The sequence below is a fragment of the Microcystis sp. LE19-10.1B genome, assembly GCF_027530565.1.
Taxonomy (GTDB): Bacteria; Cyanobacteriota; Cyanobacteriia; order Cyanobacteriales; family Microcystaceae; genus Microcystis; species Microcystis aeruginosa.
Genome location: NZ_JAPZQM010000753.1, coordinates 1 through 1231, shown reverse-complemented (window position 1 = coordinate 1231; position 1231 = coordinate 1). Strand labels below are relative to the sequence as shown.

The window sequence follows — 1231 nt, the reverse complement described above, 5'->3', positions numbered from 1 at the left end:
TATAAGAGTTTGTGCTGCCTATTTTTTCGGAAAAATAGGTTGTAATGGGAGACTCTTTGTTTTCCTAGACAAAAATAATTACTTTTTCAAAAAAACACTTTTCTATTTTTTTGTTGGGTATTTTATTCTCTGGAAGTCCCTTATAACTGCGGTGGTTGGGCCGCGGCCGGAGCGGCGGCCACCACGGGAGTCGCCCTCGGCGCAACGGCTGCCACTGCCAATCAAGCGGAATCCTACAATGCGGGCTTTGCGGCGGGCAGTGCCTACGCCCTCGGAGCGATCTATACTAACCTCCCAGGGGGATGCGTTTATAACCCAGTTGGTACAAGCACTTATTACCGCTGCGGTACGGCTTGGTTAAGTCCCGCCTACGGTGCTAACGGGGTTTACTATCGGGTCGTGACCGCACCTTTTTAAAGATTTATTAGCCTTGAATATCCCATGAGAAAACCTAACCGACATTTTTCCCTCGCTTTCCTTGTTAGTTCTCTCGCTCTCCTCGCTACAGGGAATCTGACTCTAAGTCAAACAGGTAATTCGATCGCTCAAGACCAAAACGCCGCTTTGCAAGCCGTCGCCAAGATGACCGAGGGACAGCGCACCTATTATCAGAATAACGGTAATTTTCGAGCGAAAGTTGACAATGTTCAAGATGATTTCGGGGTTACTTTGCCGAAAACCTTTGATTATGCCATTCGCACCACTTCCGAGGCCGCCTATAGCTACGTTATCCCCGCTCGCTCAACCGTCAGCAATCAGCTAAAAGCTTATGTGGGTGCGGCTTTTATCACTCCTAACCAAGACCCGAAAATCACGACGATTATCTGTCAGAATACCAATCCCGGTCAGACGCGTCCGGCGGATCCGTGAGGATCGATTTCAATACAAGCTAATACCTCAAAGCCAGCTTGACGAACACCAATATCCATACCGCCTGCACCCGAAAAAAGAGATAGAGCAGAAAACATAGTAATCAAGGGTCAATAATCAAAGCAACATTGACATAGATAACTTGTGACTGATGCCCAAACGGTTCTAGAGTAAACTTATAATCATGAGCCACGTGAGATCTACCTTCATCTAGAGAACAGCGGCTCTTCTAGGTTCTGTGTGAGCATGGTATAATAGTAAAACAGAACAGGAGGTGGGTTATGTGGATAAATTTTGATCAACTCCTCGATTTACCAAATGTAACAGTGGTCAATTATCAAAAAATTGCTCAGACAATTTT

Annotated in this window: 2 protein-coding genes; one reads left to right on the top strand and one right to left on the bottom strand. The window is 45.9% G+C overall.

Annotated features, from left to right (window positions below; all coding sequences use genetic code 11):
- Positions 1-441 precede the first annotated feature (441 nt).
- Positions 442-870 carry a type IV pilin-like G/H family protein gene (locus O9332_RS27355; RefSeq protein WP_002760895.1) on the top strand — a complete coding sequence of 143 codons (429 nt, stop codon included), beginning with the start codon at positions 442-444 and terminating at the stop codon, positions 868-870.
- Here O9332_RS27355 and O9332_RS27350 read toward each other — a convergent pair.
- Complete coding sequence (locus O9332_RS27350; protein ID WP_288028167.1) at positions 846-929, bottom strand: hypothetical protein; 84 nt, start codon at positions 927-929, stop codon at positions 846-848. The genes O9332_RS27355 and O9332_RS27350 overlap by 25 nt on opposite strands.
- Positions 930-1231 lie beyond the last annotated feature (302 nt).

Excerpts from the sequence above, each read along its gene's own strand:
- O9332_RS27355 (WP_002760895.1), top strand. The coding sequence starts at position 442 with ATGAGAAAACCTAACCGACATTTTTCCCTCGCTTTCCTTGTTAGTTCT.
- O9332_RS27350 (WP_288028167.1), bottom strand. The coding sequence starts at position 929 with ATGGATATTGGTGTTCGTCAAGCTGGCTTTGAGGTATTAGCTTGTATT.